This is a genomic window from Segatella salivae DSM 15606, assembly GCF_000185845.1.
Lineage (GTDB): Bacteria > Bacteroidota > Bacteroidia > Bacteroidales > Bacteroidaceae > Prevotella > Prevotella salivae.
Genome location: NZ_GL629647.1, coordinates 3,153,228 through 3,156,875, shown reverse-complemented (window position 1 = coordinate 3,156,875; position 3,648 = coordinate 3,153,228). Strand labels below are relative to the sequence as shown.

Here is a 3,648-nt window from a genome sequence, read left to right as displayed (position 1 = left end):
GTTCTTCTTGTGTTTCACTTTGCACCTATCAAGTTATTAATGAGAACTTTATTGAACCAATATGTTCCACCGACTTTTTTGGTAGCTGAGTCGATCTTGCCACTCTTTACAATTCGACACACAGTTGGAACACTACAGTTCAAAAACTTTGCAAGAGATTTATAGCCAGACACCCATACTTCTTCATCGAAAAGTTGTTCTTTCGTAAATTTAGAGTTTTCTCTGTATGCTTCCAAAAGAGTGACAAAATCCTTCACTGACAATTGAGCCAGAGGAGTGCTTAATAATGTTTCCGATATTTCCATTGTTTCCACTTTAACATATTAATACTTACTAGTGGCAAGATGCCAGCATGTTGCCGTTTTAGAGAATATATTAAAGTGTACTGGGTATACAGCAGTAATTTAACCAGTAATTGTATTAAAGTGCTTAGAAACGACGCTACAAAGATAATAAATTTTATTCCAGATAGACAAAAATAGTAATGCTATTCATCAAACTGCTTCATGTATGAAGACTTAACTTCGTCTGCAATATCGATATATGGCTTCATTGCTTTATAATCACTATGCCCAGTCCATTTCATTACAACACTTGGTGGTATACCCTTAGAAAGCGCAGTACATATAAATGTACGTCGACCACAATGGGTCCCTACAAGTTCATATTTAGGCTTAACCTCATCAACTCGTTTATTTCCTTCATAATGGGTAGTCTTAATGGGTTCATTAATTCCTGCTAACTTACAAAGCGTATGAAGCCTTGTATTCATCTTTTGATTACTGATAACTGGTAAAACCTTTTTCCCTGGAAAAGATATTTCAGAGTATTTATTCAGAATAGCCTGTGATTTACTATTAAGTTCTATCATAATTCGGTCGGCAGTTTTTACAGTTACAATCTCAATTTTTCCATTATGAATGTCATCCCACGTAAGGTTGTATACATCAGAGTATCTCAGACCTGTATAGCAACAAAATAGGAAGACATCACGGACAGATTCAAGCGAAGTGTATTGCTTTGGAATAGTCAAGTTCTCAACCTTTTCAAGTTCTTCCTGTGTTAAGAATATAACACGTTTACTTGCATTTTTCAATTTTGGCTTGAAATATTCAAAGGTATGATTCGTATGATATCCTTTCTCGTAACACCATCGGAGAAACCAACGTAAGAAACCCAGCTGCTTGTTAATAGTACTATTCCTCATCCCCTTTTTACCTAAGTAGTCGATAAAGTCAGCTATTCCATTCTCATCGAACTTATCAAAGTTGAGTTTCTTATTAAACTCTGATAAATGATTGCGAAGAGCAGCAAACTTTTCAAATGTTGCAGGAGTCCAATCATTGAGTTTTCCATTCACTTTTACAAACTCTTCAAAATTCTTCCAGAACTCATTCTTCTTCAGCTTTGGAGGATAATTGTCTATTTGTTGAACATTTATAGTTCCACCATTTTCTGTAGATTCTGCCATAGGTCGCCCTTGCGGGGCAGATTGCTTTTGAAACTTTTCTCTGAGTTCTTTAGGTGATGGGATTATCTGTCTCAATTCAAATTCACGGAAAACAATAACCATATCTGAAAGCATTTTAAAAAGATGATCATTTAAGTCATTAGCTATTGCTATACTTGAATTTATAGGTAATACTCGTTGCCGCACATTGTCCCAACTTTCTTTCTTAATGAAAATCCCTGTTTGAAAGTCAAGCCTATTGCCAACATAAGAAACTCTCATTCGAACCCTATAGTCTGATTTCCTATAATATCTTATTGAAAATTTTATGGTACGCTTTATAATCATGTTTGATAACTTTTATTTCAAAGTTAATCAAATATCCAATTTTGCCCCACTTTTTGCCCCATAAAACGCAATCTTTTGTACATTCAAAGAACCAAATTTAGCGGATGAATCCAATTATAATTCATTTTATTATATTACCATTAGTCCTACTTCTAATAAAGATTGTATCTTTGCACAACAAACTATAATAATAAGATGATACACGGTAGAAATAAAATAGAACAAAAAAGGGGCTTAAAAGGTAACACAGAACTTTCAAATGTCAAATGTAGTCATGATTACTACATGAACACAATAAATAGTTGTAGGCAAAATAGATTGTGCGACAGTAATGAAGAACTTGAGATGAAAGCATTACAAGCCCTTGGTAGTGTTTGTCCTGTATCCAATATTCAGCCTATGGTCTTACCAATGTTTGACAATGCACGGCTCGTTGCAGGATTTCCCTTAGCACTTGATACCGATGAACAAGCTCAAGATGTAGATATCTTACGGATGCTTTGTCCTAATCCTGAAGCATCCTTCTTGATTAGGGTGAAAGGAAACTCTATGATTGATGCGAAGATCTACGATGGGGACATCATTATAGTTGATAAAAGCAATCGTTCTCCCAGCAATCATGAAGTAGCCGTCTGTGAGTTGAATGGTGAATATACTATTAAACATGTATTGCAAAAGGATGGTAGGGTGTGGCTATATCCTGCAAATCCTGACTATCAACCTATTGAAGTAAAAGAGTGTGATGATTTTTCTGTATGGGGAGTTGTCACCTATACAATTCATAAGCCGAGAGTTTAAAACGATTATGTGGGCACTTGTAGATTGCAATAGTTTCTTTTGTTCTGTAGAAAAGGCATTCCATCCAGGTTTGTCTGGCAAGCCTGTATGCGTTCTTTCAAGTAACGATGGTAATATCGTTGCACTTACACCCGAAGCAAAGAAACTTGGCTTACGTCGAGGTGATCCTGTTTTTAAGGTTCAAAACATTATAAAACAAAACGATGTAAAACTGTTCTCTACTAATATGATGCTCTATGCAGCAATGTCACGCCGTATCATTTCTATCCTACGTAAAAGTATACAGCATGTAGAAAATTACAGTATTGATGAAAGCTTTTGTAATTTAAAGGGGTATGAAAAGATGTACAATCTGGAAAATTATATGCGTGAACTAGCTGAAAAGATTAATCTTTGGGTCGATGTGCCTGTGAGTGTGGGTATTGCTCCCTCCAAAACTTTAGCGAAAATGGGTAGTAAGTTTGCTAAGCAGCACAAAGGATACCACTCAGTCTGTATGATTGACACTGAAGAAAAACGACGTAAGGCTTTAGAACTTTTTAGCCTTTCCGATGTATGGGGAATAGGTAGAAAAACTTTGGCGAAATTAGAATACTATGGCATTCATACTCCATTAGAATTTGCAGATAAAAGTGAAGGGTGGGTTAAAAGTCACTTTATTTTGCCTGTTGTACAAACATGGCGTGAGTTAAATGGCATCGATTGTATTGATACTACTGAGATAATTGCTAAAAAAAGTATCTGCACAAGCCGAAGTTTTGGAAATATGATTTCTGAGTTTCAAGAGCTCAAAGCGTCAGTTGCCCATTTTGCATCAGCTAGTGCCAACAAACTGCGTGGACAACGATCTTTCTGTCAAAGTGTGACAGTATTTATTACTAGTAATAGATTCCGTGAAGACTTACCTCAATATAGTAATATTCTAACTTATACCTTGCCTACGCCGACTGCAGATACATTGGAAATTACCAATATGGCTATTACAATTCTAAAGGACATATATATCCCAGGCATTAAGTATAAAAAATCAGGCGTTATACTGAGTAATATTA

Annotated in this window: 4 protein-coding genes; 2 read left to right on the top strand and 2 right to left on the bottom strand. The window is 35.6% G+C overall.

What is annotated here, in order from left to right; translation table 11 throughout:
- Positions 1-14: 14 nt before the first annotated feature.
- Positions 15-305 (bottom strand): DUF3853 family protein, encoded by a 291-nt coding sequence (locus HMPREF9420_RS12295; RefSeq protein ID WP_007136055.1) that lies wholly within the window; start codon positions 303-305, stop codon positions 15-17.
- Between the two features lie 182 nt (positions 306-487).
- Positions 488-1,798, bottom strand: a complete 1,311-nt coding sequence (locus HMPREF9420_RS12290; RefSeq protein ID WP_044078972.1) for a site-specific integrase — start codon at positions 1,796-1,798, stop codon at positions 488-490.
- A 195-nt stretch (positions 1,799-1,993) separates the two neighbouring features.
- On the opposite strand from HMPREF9420_RS12290, the gene HMPREF9420_RS12285 reads away from it, so the two are divergent.
- Positions 1,994-2,596, top strand: a complete 603-nt coding sequence (locus HMPREF9420_RS12285) for a LexA family protein (protein ID WP_007136053.1) — start codon at positions 1,994-1,996, stop codon at positions 2,594-2,596.
- Between the two features lie 7 nt (positions 2,597-2,603).
- Positions 2,604-3,648, top strand: a 1,045-nt coding sequence (locus tag HMPREF9420_RS12280; protein WP_044078971.1) for a Y-family DNA polymerase, incomplete at its 3' end; no start/stop codon positions are given.

What these genes read in the sequence shown, in the direction of transcription:
- HMPREF9420_RS12290 (WP_044078972.1), bottom strand. Translation starts at nt 1,798, where the DNA reads ATGATTATAAAGCGTACCATAAAATTTTCAATAAGATATTATAGGAAA.
- HMPREF9420_RS12285 (WP_007136053.1), top strand. Translation starts at nt 1,994, where the DNA reads ATGATACACGGTAGAAATAAAATAGAACAAAAAAGGGGCTTAAAAGGT.
- HMPREF9420_RS12295 (WP_007136055.1), bottom strand. Translation starts at nt 305, where the DNA reads ATGGAAATATCGGAAACATTATTAAGCACTCCTCTGGCTCAATTGTCA.